Origin of the sequence: Pseudomonas agronomica (assembly GCF_025917275.1) — a bacterium.
In the GTDB taxonomy this organism is placed as follows: Bacteria; Pseudomonadota; Gammaproteobacteria; order Pseudomonadales; family Pseudomonadaceae; genus Aquipseudomonas; species Aquipseudomonas agronomica.
The window spans coordinates 1-379 of the sequence record NZ_JAOSHO010001080.1 but is presented as its reverse complement, the minus strand read 5'-3'; the positions used below and the strand labels follow the sequence as shown (position 1 = coordinate 379).

Annotated in this window: 1 pseudogene; it reads left to right on the top strand. The window is 60.4% G+C overall.

Annotated elements, in window-relative coordinates:
• Positions 1-247 (top strand): annotated as a pseudogene (locus OC610_RS28995) (methyl-accepting chemotaxis protein); the annotation flags it as partial.
• Positions 248-379: the final 132 nt, after the last annotated feature.

Sequence of the window (379 nt, the reverse complement as noted above, 5' to 3'; positions counted from 1 at the left end):
GCGCGCCGGGGGCTCGCTGGAGAACATCACGCGTACGGTGTCGGCGATCCAGGCGATGAACCAGCAAATCGCAGCAGCGGCTGAGCAGCAGAGTGCGGTGGCCGAGGAGATCAACCGTAGCGTGTCGAACGTGCGCGATGTATCCGAACAGACCTCTGCCGCCAGCGAAGAGACCGCCGCTTCGAGCGCTGAACTGGCGCGGTTGGGTGTTCATTTGCAGACGCTGGTGGGGCGCTTCAGGGTTTGATTTGGGCGTTGTTCGAGACCAACGTCCCTGGCGAGGCGGCCTTGAAGCCGACCTGGCTCTGAATGACTACGCTCCCACATTTCATCTTCAGCGGACACGCCATTTATATACACCGTAAAACCATTGTGGGAG